Genomic DNA, 18,428 nt, shown 5'->3' on the forward strand with positions numbered 1-18,428 from the left:
CTCCGTCCTTTCTGTGCCTTTTCCATGCCTTTTGGCGCCCGTCTTGACCCCCGGCGGCGCGGCGCGGCGGTTTCCCGGTCCCGAGGTCCCCTCCCACGGGGACCTTCGGCCCTGCCCGCAGAGCCGTACGGTGGGCAGCCTCAGGAGGGACCAAGGAGGTTCCGCCATGCTCAGTCCACTCGCCACCCATGCCGGCCTGCGGCGGCTCGTCACCGCGGCGAGCGCCGCCCCCTCCGTGCTCAACACCCAGCCCTGGCGCTTCGGCGTCCACCGTCGCGAGCACATCGAGCTCCACGCCGACCTGGACCGCTGGCTGCCGGTGGCCGACCCCCGCGGCCGGTCGCTCCACATCAGCTGCGGCGCGGCCCTGTTCAACCTGCGCCTGGCCCTGCGCGTCGCCGGCTGGCGGCCGGTCTCCTGGCCGCTGCCGGCGATCGGCGACGACGCGTCCTCCCTGCTCGCCGCGGTGCGGCCGGTGCGGGCCCCGCTCGCCTCGGCGGCCGAACACGAACTGTACGCCGCCATCCAGGACCGCCGCACCAACCGCCAGCCCTATTCCGACCTCCCCGTCCCCCCGGCGGTCCTGGCGGAACTGGCCGCGGCGGTCCGGCTGGAGGGGGCCGACCTGGTCCCGGTGGGCGGCCCGGCGGGCGCCGCGCTGCTGGACGAGGTCGCCATGGCCGAGGAGCGGCTCGCCAGCGACGCCGAGTACCGCACGGAGCTCGCCCGGTGGACGAACGGCGGGCCGCGCTGCGACGGGCTCCCCGCCTACGTCCAGGGTCCGCGCCCCGACGGCGTCTCGGTCCCCGTCCGCAGCTTCGCCCGGACGGGTGCCGAGACCGCCCGCTTCGAGGCGCGTCCGCAGCTGGTGGTCGTGACCACCTCCGGAGACGGCCCGCAGGACTGGCTCCGGGCCGGCCAGGCGCTGCAGCGCATGCTGCTGGTCGCCACCCTGCACGGCGTGTCGGCCTCGTTCCTCAACCAGCCGCTGGACCTGCGCGACATGCGCCACCACACCGACCCGCAGCACCGGCGCGGCCACCCCCAGATGATCGTCCGGATCGGCTACGGGCCCGCCGTGCCGCGTGCCCCCCGGCGGCCGGTGCCCGAGGTCCTCAGCGCCGCGTGAGCGGCGGGGCGGACGGGCGCGGGCCGCGCCGGTCCGTTCGTGACGAAGGTCCCGCCCTCCGGTGACGTCCGTCTCCGGCCTGCACCTTCACCGGGGGGCGAACATAGACTGTAGACGTAGCCAAGCAGGAGGTTCCACCATGAGCACGACGACCGAGACCGGACGAACGGCAGAGCAGGGCGCCTGGCGCGGCTTCCAGCCGGGCATCTGGTGCTCCGCCATCGACGTGCGGGACTTCGTGCGCGCCAACTACACCCCCTACACCGGGGACGAGGGCTTCCTGGCCGGCCCGACGGAGCGCACGCTGGCCGTCTGGGAGAAGCTGACCGCGATGTTCCCCGCCGAGCGGGAGCGCGGCATCTACGACGCCGACGTCTCGACGCCGTCCACGATCACTTCGCACGCCCCCGGCTATGTCGACCGGGAGAACGAGCTGGTCGTCGGCCTGCAGACCGACGCCCCCCTGAAGCGGGCGATCATGCCGAACGGCGGGCTGCGGATGGTCGAGAACGGCCTGGCGGCCTACGGGTACACGCTCGACCCCCAGGTGAAGGAGATCTTCACCAAGTACCGCAAGACCCACAACGCCGGCGTGTTCGACGCCTACACCCCGCGGGTGCGCGCGGCCCGCCGCTCGCACATCCTCACCGGCCTGCCCGACGCCTACGGCCGCGGCCGGATCATCGGCGACTACCGGCGGGTTGCCCTTTACGGTGTAGATCAGCTGATCGCGGCCAAGAAGGCCGAGCTGCGCACCCTGGACGAGGTGCCCTCCACCGCGGACGTCATCCGCGACCGGGAGGAGCTGGCCGAGCAGATCCGCGCGCTGGGCGAGCTCAAGGAGATGGCCGCCTCCTACGGCTTCGACGTCTCCGGCCCCGCCGCGACCGCGCACGAGGCGATCCAGTGGCTGTACTTCGGCTACCTCGCCGCGGTCAAGGAGCAGAACGGCGCCGCCATGTCGCTGGGCCGCACCTCCACCTTCCTGGACGTCTACCTCCAGCGCGACCTGGAGGAGGGCACGATCGACGAGGTCCGGGCCCAGGAGCTCGTCGACGACTTCGTGATCAAGCTGCGGATCGTCCGCTTCCTGCGCACCCCCGAGTACGACCAGCTCTTCTCCGGCGACCCCACCTGGGTCACCGAGTCGATCGGCGGCATGAGCCGCGACGGCCGCACCCTGGTCACCAAGACGAGCTTCCGGTTCCTGCAGACGCTGCACAACCTCGGGCCCGCACCCGAGCCCAACCTCACCGTGCTCTGGTCGCCCGACCTGCCGGAGGGCTTCAAGCGCTTCTGCGCGCGGACCTCCATCGAGACCAGCTCGATCCAGTACGAGAACGACGAGCTGCTCCGGCCGGAGTACGGCGACGACACCGCCATCGCCTGCTGCGTCTCCGCGATGCCGGTCGGCCGGCAGATGCAGTTCTTCGGCGCCCGGGTGAACCTGGCCAAGACCCTGCTGTACGCGATCAACGGCGGTCGCGACGAGATCACCGGTGAGCAGATCGGCCCCGCGCTCCCGCCGCTGACCGGCGACCGGCTCTCCTACGACGAGGTCGCCGGCGCGCTGGACAAGATGATGGACTGGCTGGCCGAGACCTACGTCGACGCGCTCAACGTCATCCACTACATGCACGACAAGTACGCCTACGAGCGCGTCGAGATGGCGCTGCACGACTACCCGGTCAAGCGCACCCTCGCCTGCGGCATCGCCGGCCTGTCGGTGGCCGCCGACAGCCTGTCGGCCATCAAGTACGGCGGCGTGCGGGTGGTGCGCGACGAGACCGGCCTGGCGGTCGACTACGTCGTCGAGGGCGACTACCCCGCCTTCGGCAACGACGACGACCGGGTCGACGGCATCGCCGCCGGGCTGGTGCGGAGCTTCATGGACAAGATCCGCACCTACCCGTCCTACCGCGGCGCCGAGCACACCCAGTCGGTGCTGACCATCACCTCCAACGTGGTGTACGGCAAGCACACCGGCAACACCCCCGACGGCCGCCGCAAGGGCGAGCCGTTCGCCCCCGGCGCCAACCCGATGAACGGCCGCGACCGGCACGGCATGGTCGCCTCCGCGCTCTCGGTCGCCAAGCTCCCCTACGACCAGGCCAGGGACGGCATCTCGCTGACCAACACGGTGACGCCGTCCGGGCTGGGCCGTACCGCCGAGGAGCGGATCGCCAACCTCGCCGGGGTGCTCGACGGCTACTTCGACGGCGGCGGCTTCCACATGAACGTCAACGTCCTCAACCGCGAGATCCTGCTCGACGCGATGGAGCACCCGGAGAAGTACCCGCAGCTCACCATCCGCGTCTCCGGCTACGCCGTCAACTTCGTCCGCCTGACCAGAGAGCAGCAGCTCGATGTCCTCAACCGCACCTTCCACGGCTCGGTCTGACGCCGCGTCCGCGGCTCCGGTCACCACCGGCTCCGTCCACTCCTGGGACATCTCCACAGGCGTGGACGGGCCGGGCACCCGCTTCGTGGTGTTCACCTCCGGCTGCCCGCTGCGCTGCCTGTACTGCCACAACCCCGACACGTGGCGGATGCGGGACGGGCAGCCCACCACGGTCGACGAACTGGTGGCCCGGGCCGAGCGCTACCGGCGGTTCATCAAGATCACCGGCGGCGGCGTCACCATCAGCGGCGGCGAGCCGCTGCAGCAGCCGCTCTTCACCGGCGAGTTCCTGCGCCGGTGCCACGAGAGCGGCCTGCACACGGCCCTGGACACCTCCGGTTTCCTGGGCGCCCGCGCGAGCGACGCGCTCCTGGCCGACGTCGACCTCGTCCTGCTGGACATCAAGTCCTGGGACCCGGAGACCTACCGCAAGACGACCGGGAACGAGGTCGCCCCGACGCTGCGCTTCGCGCGCCGCCTGGCCGAGCTGGACAAGCCCACCTGGGTCCGGTTCGTCCTGGTCCCCGGCCTGACCGACGCCGAGGACAACGTCGACGGCCTGGCCCGCTTCGTCGCCACCCTGCCCAACGTCGAGCACGTCGACGTCCTGCCGTACCACCGGATGGCCGAGGCGAAGTACGCCGGGCGCGGCCTGCCCTACCCGCTGCCGGGCGTCGAGCCGCCGGACGCCGCCCTCCTGGAGCGCGTGCACGCGCAGTTCGGCGCGCACGGGGTGCGCAGCCTCTGAAGGACCCGCCCGCACGGGTGAGGCGGCGGCTCGGGGAGCCGCCGCCTCACCCGTGCGGGCCGCGCAGCACCCTGAAGGTGATCCCCGCCCGCTGGAGGCGCCCGATCAGCGCCTCGCCCATCGCCGCGGCGGTGGTGGTCTGGCCCGCGGTCTCCGGCAGGTCGTCGAAGGCCAGGCAGAGCGCCGACTCGCCCAGCATCTTCGCGGTCTCGTCGTAGCCGGGATCGCCGCCGGAGACCTCGGTGACCACCCGCTCGCCGCCGCCGCGCCCGTCGAAGGTGACGGTGAACCAGCTCTTCGCCCGCTGCTCGGGAGTGGGCCCGCCACCGGCCGGGAAGCGCTCCAGCAGCCGGGAGCGCACCGGCGGGATCTGCGCCAGGAGCGCCAGCGCCCCGGCCCCCGCCGCCAGTCCCAGCGCCTCGGGCAGCCGCCGGACCGCCAGGTGGTGGCGGTAGGCGAAGTCCGGGCCGTAGCGCTCCAGCGCGCGGGCGGAGCGGGCGACGATCCGCGGGTCGATCGTGGGCAGCGGCAGCGCCCAGCCGCCGACGCGGTGCGGCGCGCCGGGCAGGCCCCGCACCCGGCGGCCGGCCGGGCGCTCCTCCAGCCTGCGCCGGGCGAGTGCGGCCCGCGCGCCCTGCCGGGCGCGGGAGAGCGCCGTGACGGCCGAGTGCACGGTGCCGCCCGACGCCCTCCCTCCCGCGCGCACGTATCCGTCGACGGTGATCGGCACGCCCTCCGGGAGCCGCTGCACGGTGAAGTAGACGCCCAGGTCGTGCGGGGCCGAGTCGAACCCGCAGGCGTGCACGAGCCTGGCCCCGGTCTCCCGGGCGGTCGCGTGGTGCCGGGCGAAGACCAGGTCGACGAACTCCGGCTCGCCGGTGATGTCGGCGTAGTGGGTGCCCGCCGCCGCGCAGGCGGCGACGAGCGGCTCACCGTGCAGGACGTACGGGCCCACCGTGGTGGCGACCACCCGGGTCCGCCGGGCGATCTCCGCCAGCGAGGCCGGGTCGGCCGCGTCGGCGTGCAGCAGGGGCAGCTCCGGCAGGCCGATCCGCTCCCTGACCGCCTCCAGCCGCGCCCGGTTGCGGCCGGCCAGCGCCCAGCGCCGCTCCGGGCCGGCGGTGCGGGCGAGGTACTGCGCGGTGAGCGCGCCGGTGAACCCGGTGGCGCCGAACAGCACGATGTCGTACGGACGGTCCTCAGGCATGGGGGAAGCGTCTCCCGGCCCGGTCCCTTCCGCAACCCCCGTACCGCGAGGAGTCCGGTCGGCGTGATCACCGCGGCGGGACCGTTCGGCGGCCGGCCGTCCTGGTTGGTAGGTTCGGGGAAACACAGGCGATACATGGACAAGCGGAGGATCGGCGCGGTGGAAGTCGAGCAGACGGCGTTGCCGGGGATCGGATTGCGGCACGAGTTCACCACACGCTCCGGACGCCGGATCGGGATCGTCTCCCACCGGACCGGCCGCCGCGACCTGGTGATCTACGACAAGGAGGACCCCGACCGCGCGTGCGAGGTCGTCAAGCTGAACGACGAGGAGGCCGACGCGCTGGTCGAGCTGCTGGGCGCCCCGCGCATCGTGCAGCGCCTCAACGCCCTGCACCGCGAGGTCGAGGGCCTGGTCAGCCTGCAGCTGCCGATCGCCCCCGGCTCGCCGTACGCCGGGCGGACCATGGGCGACGCGCGGGTGCGCTCCCGCACCGGCGCGTCCATCGTGGCCGTGGTCCGCGCCGGGCAGGTCTTCGCCAGCCCGGCCCCGGACTTCGCCCTCACCGGCGACGACATCGTCGTCGTGGTGGGCAGCCCGGACAGCACCGACGCCGTCGCCGACATCTTCACCAACGGTTAGGCCGCGAGTGCACCACACTGCGATCCTGTTCCTGGAGTTCGGCGCGGTCCTGCTCGGACTCGGCATCCTCGGAGCGCTGGCGCTGCGCGTCGGCATCTCCCCCATCCCCCTCTACCTGATCGCCGGCCTGGCCTTCGGCACCGGCGGCATCGTACCCCTGGCCACCAGCGAGGAGTTCATCGCCACCGGCGCCGAGCTCGGCGTCATCCTGCTGCTGCTCACCCTCGGGCTGGAGTACAACGCCGACGAGCTCGTGACCAGCCTCAAGGGCAACGCCCGCGCCGGCATCGTCGACCTGGTGCTCAACGCCGCGCCCGGCGCGGTCTGCGCGCTGCTGCTCGGCTGGGGCCCGGTCGCCGCCGTGGCGATGGCCGGCGTCACCTACGCCACCTCCTCCGGCATCACCGCCAAGGTGCTGTCCGACCTGGGCTGGATCGGCAACCGCGAGACCCCGGTGGTGCTCTCGCTGCTGGTCTTCGAGGACCTGACCATGGCGGTCTACCTGCCGGTCCTGACCGCGATGCTGGCGGGCCTGTCCCTGGCGGGCGGGGCGGTCACCGTGGCGATCGCGCTGGCCACGGTCAGCGTGGTGCTGCTGGTCGCGCTCCGCTACGGGCGGTTCATCGAGGCGTTCGTCTCCAGCCCGAACTCCGAGGTGCTGCTGCTGAAGGTCGTCGGGCTCGCGCTGCTGGTCGCCGGGATCGCCCAGCACCTGCAGGTGTCGGCCGCGGTGGGCGCGTTCCTGGTCGGCATCGCCCTGTCGGGGGAGCTGGCCGAGGACGCCCAGGCGCTGCTGGCCCCGCTGCGCGACCTGTTCGCCGCGGTGTTCTTCGTCTTCTTCGGCCTGCAGACCGACCCGGCGAAGATCCTGCCCGTCGCCGGGCTCGCCGCGGCGCTCGCCCTGGTGAGCATGGCGACCAAGCTGCTCACCGGCGTCTACGCGGCCCGGCGCGCGGGCATCGCGCGGGCGGGCCGGATCCGCGCCGGCATCGCGCTCATCCCGCGCGGCGAGTTCAACATCGTGATCGCGGGACTGGCCGTGGCCGCCGGCGCCCATCCGGACCTGGGGCCGCTGGCCGCCGCCTACGTCCTCATCCTGGCGGCGTTCGGCCCGCTGGCCGCGCGCCTGGTCCAGCCGTTCATCACCCGCATCGCCGGCCGCCCCGCCTGATCGCCCGCCTTCCGGCCCCCGGTCAGGCGCTCCGCTCCCCGGTCTCCTGACCGGGGGCCGGAGCACCGCGGGCGGTGCAACCGGACGGCACCCGCGCTGCACGGGATCCGGTCGGGTTCGCCGAGCAGTATGGCGGCATGCGGATGACCTGTGACCGCCGGACCCCGCGCGGGCCGGGCGCCGGCATCGTCGCCGCTCTGGTGGCCGTGGTGGGCCTGGTGGCGTCGCTGGGCACCGGCGTGGTGCTGCACCGGGCGGAGGACAGAGCCGCCGCCCAGGCGATGGACCGGCGCACCGAGTCGATGCGGCAGGCGGTGCTCGCCGAGAGCCGCCGCTATACCGAGTCGATGCAGGCGATGGCCGCCGCCCTGCAGGCTCAGCACGAGCTGACCCCGGACGCCTTCGCGACGGTGACGGCGCCGCTGAGCCGGATGGGCCTGCCGGGCGCCAGCGGGATCGCGTTCGTGGTCGCCGCGTCCGACACGCAGATCGCCCGCGTGCAGGCGGACTGGCGGGCGCGCGGGGCCGCGCAGGTACGGTTGCGCCCGGCCGGCACCGGTGAGCACCTGTTCTCGGTGCTCCAGCGTCCGCTGAGCGCCACAGGGCTGCCGCAGCCCGGCCTCGACGTGTCGGCGTCGGCGCCGGCCGCGGAGGCGATGCGACGGGCCCGCACCGAGGGCACGGTCGTCTCCTCGGCTCCCTACCGGCTGCTGAGCGACCGTCAGCTGCCCGCAGAACGGCAGCAGCTGTCGTTCGCCCTGGCCGCACCGGTCTACGCGCCGGCGGCCGGCGCGGCGCGGGGACCGTTCCGCGGGTGGCTGCTGCTGGGCATGCGCAGCCAGGACTTCATCGGCGCCACCATGCAGACCGCGGCGCAGGACACGCTGCACAGCACGCTGCTGGCGCACGTCGGCGGAGGGTGGCAGCCGCTGGCCGCCGGCGGACCGCGGACGGCGGGCATGGACCTGCAGCGCCGGACGGACCTCACCGTGGCGGGACGGCAGTGGGTGCTGCGCACCGGCGCCGCGTCCGAGGCGCTGCCGGGCGGGGAGACGCACCTCGACACCGGCATCGCCGGCGCCGGCGCCCTGCTCACCCTGCTGCTCGCCACGCTGGTGCTGGTGCTGGCCTCGGGCCGGCAGCGGGCCGAGGACCGGGTGCGGGCCGCCACCGCGGAGCTCCGCGAGGCCGAGTCCGAGGCCCGGCGGCAGGCGGGCCTGCTGGGAGCGGTGATGGACAGCATCAGCGACGGCGTGGGGGTGGTCAACGACAAGGGCGCGTTCCTGCTGCACAACCCCGCCGCCAGGGCCATCCTCGGTGTCGACGACGACGTCGACGGCGCGGACAACTGGCAGTCCCACTACGGACTGTTCCGCCCCGACGGCGCGACCCCCCTGCCCACCGAGGAGCTGCCGCTGGTGCGGGCGATCGCCGGCCAGAGCTGCGACGACGTCGAAATGCTCGTCCGCAACGCCGCCCACCCCGGCGGGGTGCTCCTGAACGTGTCGGCGCGCCCGCTGCAGGCGCGGGCCGGGTGGCCGGGCGCGGTGGCGGTCTTCCGCGACATCACCGACCGCGTCACGGCCCAGGAGCAGCTGCAGCTGCTCAACGAGCGGCTCAACCGCCTCAACGGCGATCTGGAGCGGCACGTCGCCGAGCGCACCGCCCAGCTGCAGGCCCAGAGCGAGGCGCTGCGGCAGGCCAACGCCGAGCTGGAGGCGTTCTCCTACAGCGTCTCCCACGACCTGCGGGCGCCGCTGCGCGCGGTGGACGGTTTCGCCAAGGTGCTGGCCGCGGACTACGCCGATGCGCTCGATGAGCCGGGGCGGCGCTACCTGGACAAGGTCCGGGCGGGCGCGCAGCAGATGGGGCAGCTCATCGACGGACTGCTGTCGTTCTCCCGGCTGCAGCGCCAGTCCATGGCCCGCGGGCCGGTGCGCCTCGACACACTGGTCGACGAGGTGTGGGAGGAACTCGCTCCCGCCCGCGCCGACCGCGACGTCCGCCTGCGCGTCGGGACGCTGCCGACCGCCGACGGCGACCGGCGGCTGCTCCGCCACGTGCTGGGCAACCTGCTCGGCAACGCCGTCAAGTACACCCGCGGCCGCGAGCGCGCCGAGATCGAGGTGGGCAGCCACCGCGACGCCTCCGGGCACGTCGTGTACGCCGTCCGCGACAACGGCACCGGCTTCGACATGCGCTACGCCGACAAGCTCTTCCAGGTCTTCCAGCGCCTGCACCGCGCCGAGGACTACGAGGGCACCGGCATCGGCCTGGCCCTGGCCGCCCGGGTGGTCCACCGCCACGGCGGGCGGATCTGGGCCGAGGCCGCCCCCGACGCGGGCGCCGCCTTCTTCTTCACCGTTCCCGCCGCCGGAGCCCCGGCGACCGTCGATCAGGAGATCCGATGATGAGACTGTCCCCGTCCCGCGTGCTGCTGGTGGAGGACAACCCCAACGACCTGGAACTGGCCCAGCTGGCGTTCGAACGCGGCCGCTTCGCCAACCAGGTCGACGTCGCCCGCGACGGCGCCGAGGCGCTGGACTACCTGTCCGCCCGCGGCGCGTTCGCCCACCGCGACCCCGACGACCTGCCGCGGGTGATCCTGCTGGACATCAAGCTGCCCCTCATCGACGGCATCGAGGTGCTGAGCCGGATCAAGAACGATCAGCGGCTGCGGCACATCCCGGTGGTCATGCTCACCTCCTCGGCCGAGGACCGCGACCTGGCGGCCTGCTACGCCCTGGGCGCCAACAGCTACATCGTCAAGCCCGTCGACATGGAGCAGTTCTTCAACGCCATCCAGAACATCGGCGTGTACTGGCTGCTGCTCAACCACCCCGACGACCACATCCATCCCGCCGACGTGCCGTGACGGCCCGGGGGCCGCGACCGCCCGGGAGCCGCCTCCGCCGGAGGCGGAACGGCCCGCCGCCGGACGGGCCCCGGCGGGCGGGCCCCGGCGGGCCGCACGGATTCAGTTCCGAGCCGTCCCCCCGTGCGCGGCGACGGGCAGGGTGAGGATGAACCGGGCGCCCCCGCCGGGGTTGTCGGCGGCGGTGATGGTGCCGCCGTGGCGCTCGACGACCCGCTGGCAGATCGCCAGGCCCAGCCCGGTGCCGCTGTAGGCGGTGGTGGCGCGGTGGAACCCGGTGAAGATCGCTTCGTGCTCCCCCTGCGGGATGCCGATGCCGCGGTCGGCGACCGTGATGCGCACCCAGCCCTCGTCGGCCGGTTCGGCCGTGATGTCGATGCGCGCGACGCGATCGATCGTGGTGTACTTGATCGCGTTGCCGATCAGGTTGTTGAAGAGCTGCCGGATCAGGGCCGGATCGGCGCGGACGGCCGGCAGTGCTCCGACGTACACCTGCGGGCCGGGACCGGCCGACTCGGCGCGGACCATGGTGACGTGGTCGTCGACGAGCTCGCCGACCAGCGTGTTCAGGTCGATGTCGACCGGATCCAACGCGGCGTCCCGGGCGGTGGCGTAGGTGAGCAGGTCATCGATCAGCCGGCCCATGTGACCGGTCGCGGTCAGCACCCGCTTCAGGTAGCCGGCGTCCTCGTCGTGACCGGGCCGCTCGACCAGGTTCTCGTACACCAGCTCGGTGAACCCGCGCATCACGCTGAGCGGGCGTTTGAGGTCGTGGGCGACGACCCCGGCGAACACGTGCAGTTCGGCCTCGCGCCGCCGGGTCTCCTCGTACAGCCGGGCGTTCTCGACCGCCACGCCCGCGGCGGTGGCCAGCGCGGTGACCACGGCCTCGTCCTCCTCCTCGAAGTCCCTCCCGCCGGACTTCTCGGTCAGGTAGAGGTTGCCGAACACCTCGTCGCGCACCCGGATGGGCACGCCCAGGAACCCGTGCATCGGCGGGTGGCCCTCGGGGAAGCCGTAGGAGGCCGGATGATCGGCGATGTCGGCCAGCCGCAGCGTCTGCGGCTCCCTGATCAGCAACCCGAGCAGGCCCAGCCCGTGCGGCCAGTGGTGGACCTGCTCGATCTGCTCCTGGCTCATGCCCACCGTGATGAACCGTTTGAGGGTGCCGCCCTCGCCGATCACGCCGAGTGCGCCGTACCGGGCGTCGACCAGCCGGGTGGCCGCCTCGATGATGCGTCGCAGCACGGTCTCCAGGTCCAGGTCGCTGCCGACCGAGACCACCGCCTCCAGCAGTGCGTGCACCCGGTCGCGGGCCGACAGCAGCGCGTCCAACCGGCCCTGCAGCTCCGACAGCAGATCGTCCACGCGCATGCTGGGAAGCAAGGGCTTATCGCTCACCTCTTCTCCCCTTCCCCCTGGTCAGGCGGAGGACCCCCTTTCCGGTCAAGTCTTCCACCTTCCTTCGGAGCGCCCGGAGGAGGACCCGCCCCGCGGCTGCGGGAGGAGGGCGGCCGTCCCGTCCGCGCTGCGGCGCACGGACCGGCCGGGGCCGGGGCGGCCGGCCGCCGGGGTGCTGATCGCGTGCACCGGCGCCCGCGGGACGCCGGCGGTCCGTGCGCGGCGGCTCCCGCGGGCGTGCCGGGTCAGTGCTGGCCGCGTGCGAGGAGCGCCTCGACCCGCCGGGCGAGCTCGCGAGGGCTGAACGGCTTGGTGACGTAGTCGTCGGCTCCGGCGTCGAACCCGGCCTCCACGTCGCTTTCCTGGCCCCGGGCGGTCAGCATGATGATGGCGATCTCGGCGGTGGAGGCGTCGGCCCGCAGCTTGCGGCAGATCTCCAGCCCCGAGTAGCCGGGCAGCATGACGTCGAGCACGGCCAGGTCCGGGGGGTCCGCCTGGGCGACGGCCAGGGCGTCGCGTCCGTCGTCCACCGCGGTGACCTCGTGACCCTCCATTTCCAGGCGGAAGGTGACCAGGTCCTTGATATTGGTGTCGTCCTCGACGAGCAGGATCGTTGCCATCGGTGTTCTCTCCAGTGGCCAGTAGGGATGCCCCGTTCATCGACCGAGATCGGCCGGTATTTACCAGAAAGGGAAACTTCAAGGGCTTTGGTCATCGACCGGAACCGCCGAACACCGTGTGCGGGCCCTTCCCTTCAGGTACCGCCGGGCCGGGCCGATGACTCAGGCATGACGACGTTTCCCCGCCGGATGCGGGCGGTCCTGCGGGAGTCGGTCCCCGGACCGGCCCTGGCGGTGCTGTGCGCGGGGGTGGCCGCGTCGCTGGTGCTGGGCACGATGACGGGGACGGCCCAGCGGCGTTCGGCGGAGGCGGCGATCGACCGGCGTGCGACGAGCACGCAGGCGGTGGCCGCAGCCGAGTTGCAGCGGTACGTGGACGCGCTGCGGATGACCGCCGACGCGCTGGCGACCGGCCCCGAGCCGACTCAGGCGCGCTTCGAGGCGGTGACCCGTCCCCTGGGGTACATGCGCCTGCGGGGTGCGACGTCGGTCATGTTCGTCGCCCCGGTCGCCTCCGCCCGGGTGGCCGAGGCCCAGCGCCTGTGGCGGGCCCGCGGCGCGACCGGACTGGAGCTCATTCCCGCGGCGGGACGGCAGGAGCAGCTGTTCGTGACGCTGCGGCGGACGCTGGGCGACTCCTCCCCGCCGCCCCTGGGCGTCAACGCGGCGCTGGCGGCCGAACCGGCCGAGGCGCTGCGGCGGGCCCGCGCCACGGGCTCCCCGGCGGTCTCGGCCCCGTACGTGCTGCTGAGCGACCGCGCGCTGCCCAAGGCCCTCCAGCAGTCGTCCTTCGTCGTCGCCGCTCCCGTCACCGGCACCGTCGCCGGGCAGCAGGACCGGATGCTCGGATGGGCCGTGATCGGGGTGCACGGCACCGATTTCCTGTCCTCCACCGTCAGCTGGGCCCGCCAGGGCAGGCTGCGGCTGACCCTCGACGCCGACGGCACCGAGGTCGTACGGCTCGGCGAGGACCACGACGACATGCTGTACCGCCGGGTGAGCGTGCCGGTGGCCGACCGGCGGTGGTGGCTGACGGTCGGCACCGACAGGGCCACGCTCAACGGCGGCGCCCACCTGTCCACCGTGATCACCGGGGCCGGGTTGCTGCTGACGCTGCTGCTGGCGGTACTGGTGTCGGTGCTGGCCGGTTCCCGTGCCCGGGCCCGCGCGCAGGTGGCGGCCGCCACCGCCGAGCTCCGCCGGACCGAGGCCGAGGCCCGCCACCAGGCCGCGCTCCTGACGACGATCATGGACAACATCAGCGACGGGGTCGGCGTCGTCGACGCCGACGGCTGCTTCCTGCTGAACAACCCCGCCGCCACGTCCATCCTCGGTGTCTCCGAGGACCGCGACGGCGCCGAGACCTGGCCGGCCCACTACGGGATCCGCACCCTCGACGGCGACCCGTTCCCCGCCGAGCAGCTACCGCTGGCGCGCGCCCTGGCGGGCCATGCCAGCGAGGAGAGGTCGATGGTCATCCGCAACCCCGCCCACCCGGAGGGGATCGTCGTCTCGGTCTCGGCCCGGCCACTGGACCTGCCCCGGGGCCGGCGGGGGGCGGTGGCGGTCTTCCACGACATCACCGAGCGCCGGCGGGCGGCGCAGGCGATCGAGGACCTCAACACCGACCTGCGCCGGCTCAACGCGGAACTGGAGCAGCGCGTCGCCGAGCGCACCGCCCAGCTGCAGGCCCAGAGCGAGGCGCTGCGGCAGGCCAACGCCGAGCTGGAGGCGTTCTCCTACAGCGTCTCCCACGACCTGCGGGCCCCGCTGCGCTCGGTGGACGGTTTCGCCAAGATGCTGATGCTGGACCACGCCGACCGGCTGGACGGCAGCGGCCGCCGCTACCTGGACAAGATCAGGGACGGCGCCCAGCGGATGGGGCAGCTCATCGACGGACTGCTGGCCTTCTCCCGGCTGCAGCGCCAGGCCATGTCCTTCCGCCCGGTCGCGATGGGGGACGTGGTCGCCGAGGCCTGGCGGGATCTGGCCGCCGAGCGGGCCGGCCGGGACATCACGCTGACCGTCTCCGACCTTCCCACCGCGCACGCCGACCCCGGCCTGATGCGGCATGTGATCATGAATCTGCTCGGCAACGCCGTCAAGTACACCCGCGGCCGCGAGCGCGCCGAGATCGAGGTGGGCAGCCACCGCGACGCCTCCGGGCACGTCGTGTACGCCGTCCGCGACAACGGCACCGGCTTCGACATGCGCTACGCCGACAAGCTCTTCCAGGTCTTCCAGCGCCTGCACCGCGCCGAGGACTACGAGGGCACCGGCATCGGCCTGGCCCTGGCCGCCCGGGTGGTCCACCGCCACGGCGGGCGGATCTGGGCCGAGGCCGCCCCCGACGCGGGCGCCGCCTTCTTCTTCCGTCTGCACCCCGACGGCGACGACCCGTCCACGACCGAGGAGCCCGCCCATGACACCGCCGCCTGACCCCAGTGCGCCGCCGGTCCGCGACCGTCCCGCCGCCCCCGCCGGCCGCTACCCCCAGGACCGGCCATGTCCACTGCGCTGAACGTCTTGTTCCTGGAAGACAACCCCGACGACGCCGAACTGCTGGCGCTGGAGCTGCGGCTGGCCGACTTCGCTCCCGACTGGCGGCGGGTGGACGGCCCGGAGGACTTCCTGAGGGAACTCCAGGACCGGCCCGACATCGTCATCGCCGACTACTCCATGCCCCAGTTCACCGCGCTGGACGCCCTGCGGCTGCTGCGCGAGGCCTCCTGCGACGTCCCCGTCATCGTGGTCAGCGGCATGATGACGGAGGAGGCATGCGTGGAGTGCCTGCGCCACGGCGCGGTCGACTACCTGCTCAAGGACCGGCTGACCCGGCTGGGCCCGGCCGTGCACCACGCCCTGGACCAGCACCGGCTGCAGACGGAGCGCCGCCGGGCCGAGCGGGCCGCGCAGGAGAGCTCCGCGGTCCTGCACGCGATGGTCAACGCCGCCCCGCTGATGTTCTACCTCACCGACCCACACGGCCGGTTCTTGACGATCAATCATGAATTCGAGCGCCTGTTCGACCTCACCCGGGAGGAGGTGATCGGCCGGACGGCGCGCGAGCTGCCGCTCGGCCCGCTGGCGGCCGACCTGAGCCGGCGCGACACGCGCTGCCTGCGACTGCACACCACCCTGGAGGCCGAAGAGACGATCACCACGTCCGACGGGGAGCGCGTCTACCTGTCCACCCGCTACCCGGTGCCCGATCCCGACGGCGGCGTCCACGCCGTCGGCGCCATGTACACCGACATCACCCGCCAGAAGACCATCGAGGCCGAGGTGCGCTCGGCGCGGGCCGCGCTGCAGCGCCAGGCCGAGGACCTGGCCCGTTCCAACGCCGAACTGCAGGAGCTCGACCGGCTCAAGAACCAGTTCCTGGCGACCGTCTCCCACGAGCTGCGCACTCCGCTGACCAGCATCCGCGGTTACACCGAACTGCTGGCCGACGGCTACATCGGCCGGCTCGGGCCGGCCGAGCAGCGCGTGATCGGCATCATCGACAGCGAGGGCAAGCGGCTGCTGAGCCTGATCGAGGATCTGCTCACCTTCGCCCGCATCGACAACGACGCCCTCGCCCTCAACCGCGGCGAACTCGACGTGACCGGCCTGATCGAGAGCTGCTGCGTCGCCGTGCAGCCCGCCTTCACCGCCGCCGAGGTCGGCCTGGCCCTCGCCGTACGGCCGGCCCTCCCCCGCCTGTACGGCGACGGCGCCCAGTTGGAGCGCGTGCTGCTCAACCTGCTCAGCAACGCCGTCAAATTCACCCCGCGGGGGGGTGCGGTCACCGTCAGCGCCCAGCACGGCGGAGACGCCGTCACCGTCGCCGTCGCCGACACCGGCGTCGGCATCCCGGCGGAGGAGCAGGACAAGCTGTTCACCCGCTTCTTCCGCTCCTCCACCGCCTACGACAACCAGGTGCAGGGCACCGGCCTGGGCCTGGCCATCAGCAAGGCCATCGTCGAGGCCCACGGCGGCACGATCGGCGCCCGTTCCGCACCCGGCCAGGGCACCACCGTCACCGTCACCCTGCCCGTCCACCCGTCCTCCCCGGAGCGGGGCAGCGGCGGCCGGCCCGCCGACGGCGTCCCCGCGTCCTCCGCCTCTCCTCCGCCCACCGCCTTCACCCCGCCCACCGCCGACCGCCCGATCGACCACCGCTAGGAGGACGCCGCGGACCCCGTGCGGCCGCCCGTCCCCCGGCACCCGGCGGGGCGGGGTCAGGCGAGGACGGCCTCGTCGAGGGAGGCGGTCATCCGGCGCAGGGTGGCCTTGAGCGCCACGAGCTCCTCCAGGCCGAGGCCGGTCGCCGCGTAGATCTTTTCCGGGACCTCCTCGGCGCGCGACCGGAGCCCGGCTCCGGCGGGCGTGAGCCGGACGAGCACCGAGCGCTCGTCGGCGGCGCTGCGCTCCCGGCGGACCAGCCCGGCCGCCTCCATCCTCTTCAGCAGCGGCGAGAGCGTGCCCGAGTCGAGCCGCAGGGCCGTGCCGAGCTCCTTGACCGTGACCGGCTCACGCTCCCAGAGCACCATCATCGCCAGGTACTGCGGGTAGGTGAGGCCGAGGTCGCGCAGCAGGGCGCGGTAGACGCCGTCCAGCGCCCGCGCCGTGGCGTGCACCTCGAAACAGAGCTGGTTCTCCAGGAGCAACTTCACCCTGCCCAGCATACCGGTTGACTTCCGACAACTAAATTGTGCACAATCTAGTTACGTACAACCTAATTGTGCGCCATCAAACGGAGGTCCCCATGAGCACGATCTACACCGCCATCGCCACCGCCGCCGGCCGCGAGGGACGGGCGGTCTCCTCGGACAACCGGCTGGACGTCCGGCTGGCCCCGCCGAAGGAGCTCGGCGGCTCGGGCGAGGGCACCAACCCCGAGCAGCTGTTCGCGGCCGGTTACGCCGCCTGCTTCGCCAGCGCGCTCAGCCTGGTCGCCCGCCGGCGCAAGCTCGACGTCGCCGACGCCTCGGTGACCGCCGAGGTCGGCCTGCGGGCCGAGGGCGAGGCCTTCGGCCTGGTCGTCACGCTGCGGGTGGAGCTCCCCGACGAGCTCCAGGGGGAGGCCGGCACGGCCCTGGTCGAGGCCGCCCACCAGGTCTGCCCCTACTCCAACGCCACCCGGGGCAACATCCCCGTGGACCTGGTGGTCGAGTAACCGGCGCCCTCGCGGAGCGGGCCGTCGGCGCCTGCCCGACCACGGCCCGCCGCGGCCCCGGCCCCCTCCCGGCTCCCTCGCCGGAGGCGGGCGCGGACCCTGCGGTACGGCGGAGCGGACCGCTCCGAGCGGCTCCGCCGGGTCATTCCCGGTCCCCGTCTCCCCCCACCGGGTCCGCCGAACTGGTAGGACAGAGACAGCCCGCCCTGCCCCCCGCGGGCGGAGGAGCTGAGACCATGACCGTCTTCACCGTCTCGTCGCACCGGTTGGACACCGCGCTCGTCGTCCGGGCGGGCGGCGAACTCGACTACGCCCACGCCCCCGTCTTCCGCGCCGAGCTGACCGGGGTCTGGGAGTCCTGCGCCCCCGCCACCGTGGTCGTCGACGTCACCGGCCTGACCTTCTGCGACTCGGCGGGGATCGCCGAGCTGATCTGGGCCCTGCACCGCAGCCGCGACCTGGGCACCCGCCTGGTGCTCGCCGGCGTGCACGGCGTCCTGGAGCGGATCCTGGCCATCACCGGACTACGCCCCGCCTTCGAGCTCTCCCCCACCGTCGAGGAGGCCCTCAGCGGGGCGTAGCGGCGCCCGCGGGCACACGGCTCAGCCCTTGCGGTCGACCTTCTCCGACGCGAGCACGCGCGGCGCGTCCACGATCACGTCGGAGAAGATGTCCACGAGGAGGGCGATCACGCCGCCGACCGCGATGATGCCGGCCCCCGCCCAGACCAGCGGCCAGTTGGGGCCGAAGCACAGGGCCACGCCGCCGACCGTGAATCCCGCCAGGATGACGATCACCGCGAGCCAAGACTTGGGGCTTCCTCCGTGACTTCCAGCCATGACGTCTTCCCGTTCCTCTCGATATGGGGCACCGTCGCACGTCGTCCGCTGCGGCGACCACGCGCTCCGGCGTCTGTTGAAGGTCCTGCGGTTCGGCAGGCTCCTGTCCGGACGCCTCACGATCGTAGGCGGTATCCCCTCCGCCCCGCGCCGCAGGTCCCGCCCTCCCGGGTCGGCCTGTGCGGCCGGGACGTCCCGGCCGCGGCCGCCGCGCCGTCCCCCGACGCGACCGGG

The 18,428-nt window shown here is 73.3% G+C and carries 16 protein-coding genes and 1 pseudogene; 11 read left to right on the forward strand and 6 right to left on the reverse strand.

Features of this window, described 5'->3' with window-relative positions:
* Positions 1–166 precede the first annotated feature (166 nt).
* From HS045_RS20900 to pflA, 3 genes are all read left to right on the forward strand, one after another.
* Positions 167–1,129 (forward strand): nitroreductase family protein, encoded by a 963-nt coding sequence (locus HS045_RS20900; protein ID WP_196453144.1) that lies wholly within the window; start codon positions 167–169, stop codon positions 1,127–1,129.
* Positions 1,130–1,268: 139 nt separating this feature from the next.
* Positions 1,269–3,530 carry a formate C-acetyltransferase gene (gene pflB, locus HS045_RS20905; protein ID WP_196453145.1) on the forward strand — a complete coding sequence of 754 codons (2,262 nt, stop codon included), beginning with the start codon at positions 1,269–1,271 and terminating at the stop codon, positions 3,528–3,530.
* Complete coding sequence (gene pflA, locus HS045_RS20910) at positions 3,496–4,278, forward strand: pyruvate formate-lyase-activating protein (RefSeq protein ID WP_196453146.1); 783 nt, start codon at positions 3,496–3,498, stop codon at positions 4,276–4,278. Before pflB ends, pflA begins: the two co-directional genes overlap by 35 nt.
* Positions 4,279–4,324: 46 nt before the next feature.
* Here the strand turns inward: pflA and HS045_RS20915 are convergent, their stop codons facing one another.
* Entirely contained in the window at positions 4,325–5,485 is a 1,161-nt protein-coding gene (locus tag HS045_RS20915; RefSeq protein WP_196453147.1) for a trans-acting enoyl reductase family protein, read from the reverse strand.
* A 159-nt stretch (positions 5,486–5,644) separates the two neighbouring features.
* On the opposite strand from HS045_RS20915, the gene HS045_RS20920 reads away from it, so the two are divergent.
* From HS045_RS20920 to HS045_RS20935, 4 genes are all read left to right on the forward strand, one after another.
* Positions 5,645–6,127 carry a cation:proton antiporter regulatory subunit gene (locus HS045_RS20920; protein WP_196453749.1) on the forward strand — a complete coding sequence of 161 codons (483 nt, stop codon included), beginning with the start codon at positions 5,645–5,647 and terminating at the stop codon, positions 6,125–6,127.
* Positions 6,128–6,134: 7 nt separating this feature from the next.
* On the forward strand, positions 6,135–7,298 hold the full coding sequence (locus tag HS045_RS20925; protein WP_196453148.1) for a cation:proton antiporter: 1,164 nt from the start codon (positions 6,135–6,137) through the stop codon (positions 7,296–7,298).
* 137 nt (positions 7,299–7,435) lie between these two features.
* The gene (locus tag HS045_RS20930) at positions 7,436–9,709 is read left to right on the forward strand and encodes an ATP-binding protein (RefSeq protein ID WP_196453149.1); all 2,274 of its coding nucleotides are present in this window, start codon (positions 7,436–7,438) and stop codon (positions 9,707–9,709) included.
* Positions 9,706–10,173 carry a response regulator gene (locus HS045_RS20935; protein ID WP_196453150.1) on the forward strand — a complete coding sequence of 156 codons (468 nt, stop codon included), beginning with the start codon at positions 9,706–9,708 and terminating at the stop codon, positions 10,171–10,173. The genes HS045_RS20930 and HS045_RS20935 overlap by 4 nt, the downstream gene beginning before the upstream one ends.
* Before the next feature lie 102 nt (positions 10,174–10,275).
* On the opposite strand, the gene HS045_RS34790 is transcribed toward HS045_RS20935, so the two are convergent.
* The 3 genes and pseudogenes from HS045_RS34790 to HS045_RS20945 form a co-directional block, all read right to left on the reverse strand.
* On the reverse strand, positions 10,276–10,968 hold the full coding sequence (locus tag HS045_RS34790) for a HAMP domain-containing sensor histidine kinase (protein WP_307827683.1): 693 nt from the start codon (positions 10,966–10,968) through the stop codon (positions 10,276–10,278).
* Positions 10,969–10,971: 3 nt separating this feature from the next.
* A pseudogene (locus HS045_RS34795) lies at positions 10,972–11,547 on the reverse strand (GAF domain-containing protein); the annotation flags it as partial.
* 272 nt (positions 11,548–11,819) lie between these two features.
* Positions 11,820–12,194 (reverse strand): response regulator transcription factor, encoded by a 375-nt coding sequence (locus HS045_RS20945; RefSeq protein ID WP_196453152.1) that lies wholly within the window; start codon positions 12,192–12,194, stop codon positions 11,820–11,822.
* A gap of 168 nt (positions 12,195–12,362) precedes the next feature.
* On the opposite strand from HS045_RS20945, the gene HS045_RS20950 reads away from it, so the two are divergent.
* Together HS045_RS20950 and HS045_RS20955 are read left to right on the forward strand one after the other, a co-directional pair.
* Positions 12,363–14,633: an ATP-binding protein gene (locus HS045_RS20950; RefSeq protein ID WP_196453153.1), complete on the forward strand. Its 2,271-nt coding sequence runs from the start codon at positions 12,363–12,365 to the stop codon at positions 14,631–14,633.
* Positions 14,634–14,699: 66 nt separating this feature from the next.
* Complete coding sequence (locus HS045_RS20955; RefSeq protein ID WP_196453154.1) at positions 14,700–16,361, forward strand: ATP-binding protein; 1,662 nt, start codon at positions 14,700–14,702, stop codon at positions 16,359–16,361.
* Positions 16,362–16,417: 56 nt separating this feature from the next.
* Here the strand turns inward: HS045_RS20955 and HS045_RS20960 are convergent, their stop codons facing one another.
* Positions 16,418–16,864: a MarR family transcriptional regulator gene (locus HS045_RS20960; protein WP_196453155.1), complete on the reverse strand. Its 447-nt coding sequence runs from the start codon at positions 16,862–16,864 to the stop codon at positions 16,418–16,420.
* Between the two features lie 80 nt (positions 16,865–16,944).
* Here HS045_RS20960 and HS045_RS20965 point away from each other — a divergent pair, with 80 nt between their 5' ends.
* Both HS045_RS20965 and HS045_RS20970 read left to right on the forward strand, forming a co-directional pair.
* Positions 16,945–17,355: an organic hydroperoxide resistance protein gene (locus tag HS045_RS20965; protein ID WP_196453156.1), complete on the forward strand. Its 411-nt coding sequence runs from the start codon at positions 16,945–16,947 to the stop codon at positions 17,353–17,355.
* A 236-nt stretch (positions 17,356–17,591) separates the two neighbouring features.
* Entirely contained in the window at positions 17,592–17,936 is a 345-nt protein-coding gene (locus HS045_RS20970) for an anti-sigma factor antagonist (protein WP_196453157.1), read from the forward strand.
* A gap of 21 nt (positions 17,937–17,957) precedes the next feature.
* Here the strand turns inward: HS045_RS20970 and HS045_RS20975 are convergent, their stop codons facing one another.
* Positions 17,958–18,194, reverse strand: coding sequence for an HGxxPAAW family protein (locus tag HS045_RS20975; RefSeq protein WP_196453158.1), 237 nt, complete (start codon positions 18,192–18,194; stop codon positions 17,958–17,960).
* Positions 18,195–18,428 lie beyond the last annotated feature (234 nt).

The sequence above is a fragment of the Planomonospora sp. ID82291 genome, assembly GCF_015711645.1.
In the GTDB taxonomy this organism is placed as follows: domain Bacteria; phylum Actinomycetota; class Actinomycetes; order Streptosporangiales; family Streptosporangiaceae; genus Planomonospora.

Coding starts and splice junctions, on each gene's coding strand:
- HS045_RS20950 (WP_196453153.1), top strand. CDS start 12,363: ATGACGACGTTTCCCCGCCGGATGCGGGCGGTCCTGCGGGAGTCGGTC.
- HS045_RS20970 (WP_196453157.1), top strand. CDS start 17,592: ATGACCGTCTTCACCGTCTCGTCGCACCGGTTGGACACCGCGCTCGTC.
- HS045_RS20930 (WP_196453149.1), top strand. CDS start 7,436: ATGCGGATGACCTGTGACCGCCGGACCCCGCGCGGGCCGGGCGCCGGC.
- HS045_RS20960 (WP_196453155.1), bottom strand. CDS start 16,864: ATGCTGGGCAGGGTGAAGTTGCTCCTGGAGAACCAGCTCTGTTTCGAG.
- pflB (WP_196453145.1), top strand. CDS start 1,269: ATGAGCACGACGACCGAGACCGGACGAACGGCAGAGCAGGGCGCCTGG.
- HS045_RS20915 (WP_196453147.1), bottom strand. CDS start 5,485: ATGCCTGAGGACCGTCCGTACGACATCGTGCTGTTCGGCGCCACCGGG.
- HS045_RS20945 (WP_196453152.1), bottom strand. CDS start 12,194: ATGGCAACGATCCTGCTCGTCGAGGACGACACCAATATCAAGGACCTG.
- HS045_RS20975 (WP_196453158.1), bottom strand. CDS start 18,194: ATGGCTGGAAGTCACGGAGGAAGCCCCAAGTCTTGGCTCGCGGTGATC.
- HS045_RS20965 (WP_196453156.1), top strand. CDS start 16,945: ATGAGCACGATCTACACCGCCATCGCCACCGCCGCCGGCCGCGAGGGA.
- pflA (WP_196453146.1), top strand. CDS start 3,496: ATGTCCTCAACCGCACCTTCCACGGCTCGGTCTGACGCCGCGTCCGCG.
- HS045_RS20935 (WP_196453150.1), top strand. CDS start 9,706: ATGATGAGACTGTCCCCGTCCCGCGTGCTGCTGGTGGAGGACAACCCC.
- HS045_RS20900 (WP_196453144.1), top strand. CDS start 167: ATGCTCAGTCCACTCGCCACCCATGCCGGCCTGCGGCGGCTCGTCACC.
- HS045_RS20955 (WP_196453154.1), top strand. CDS start 14,700: ATGTCCACTGCGCTGAACGTCTTGTTCCTGGAAGACAACCCCGACGAC.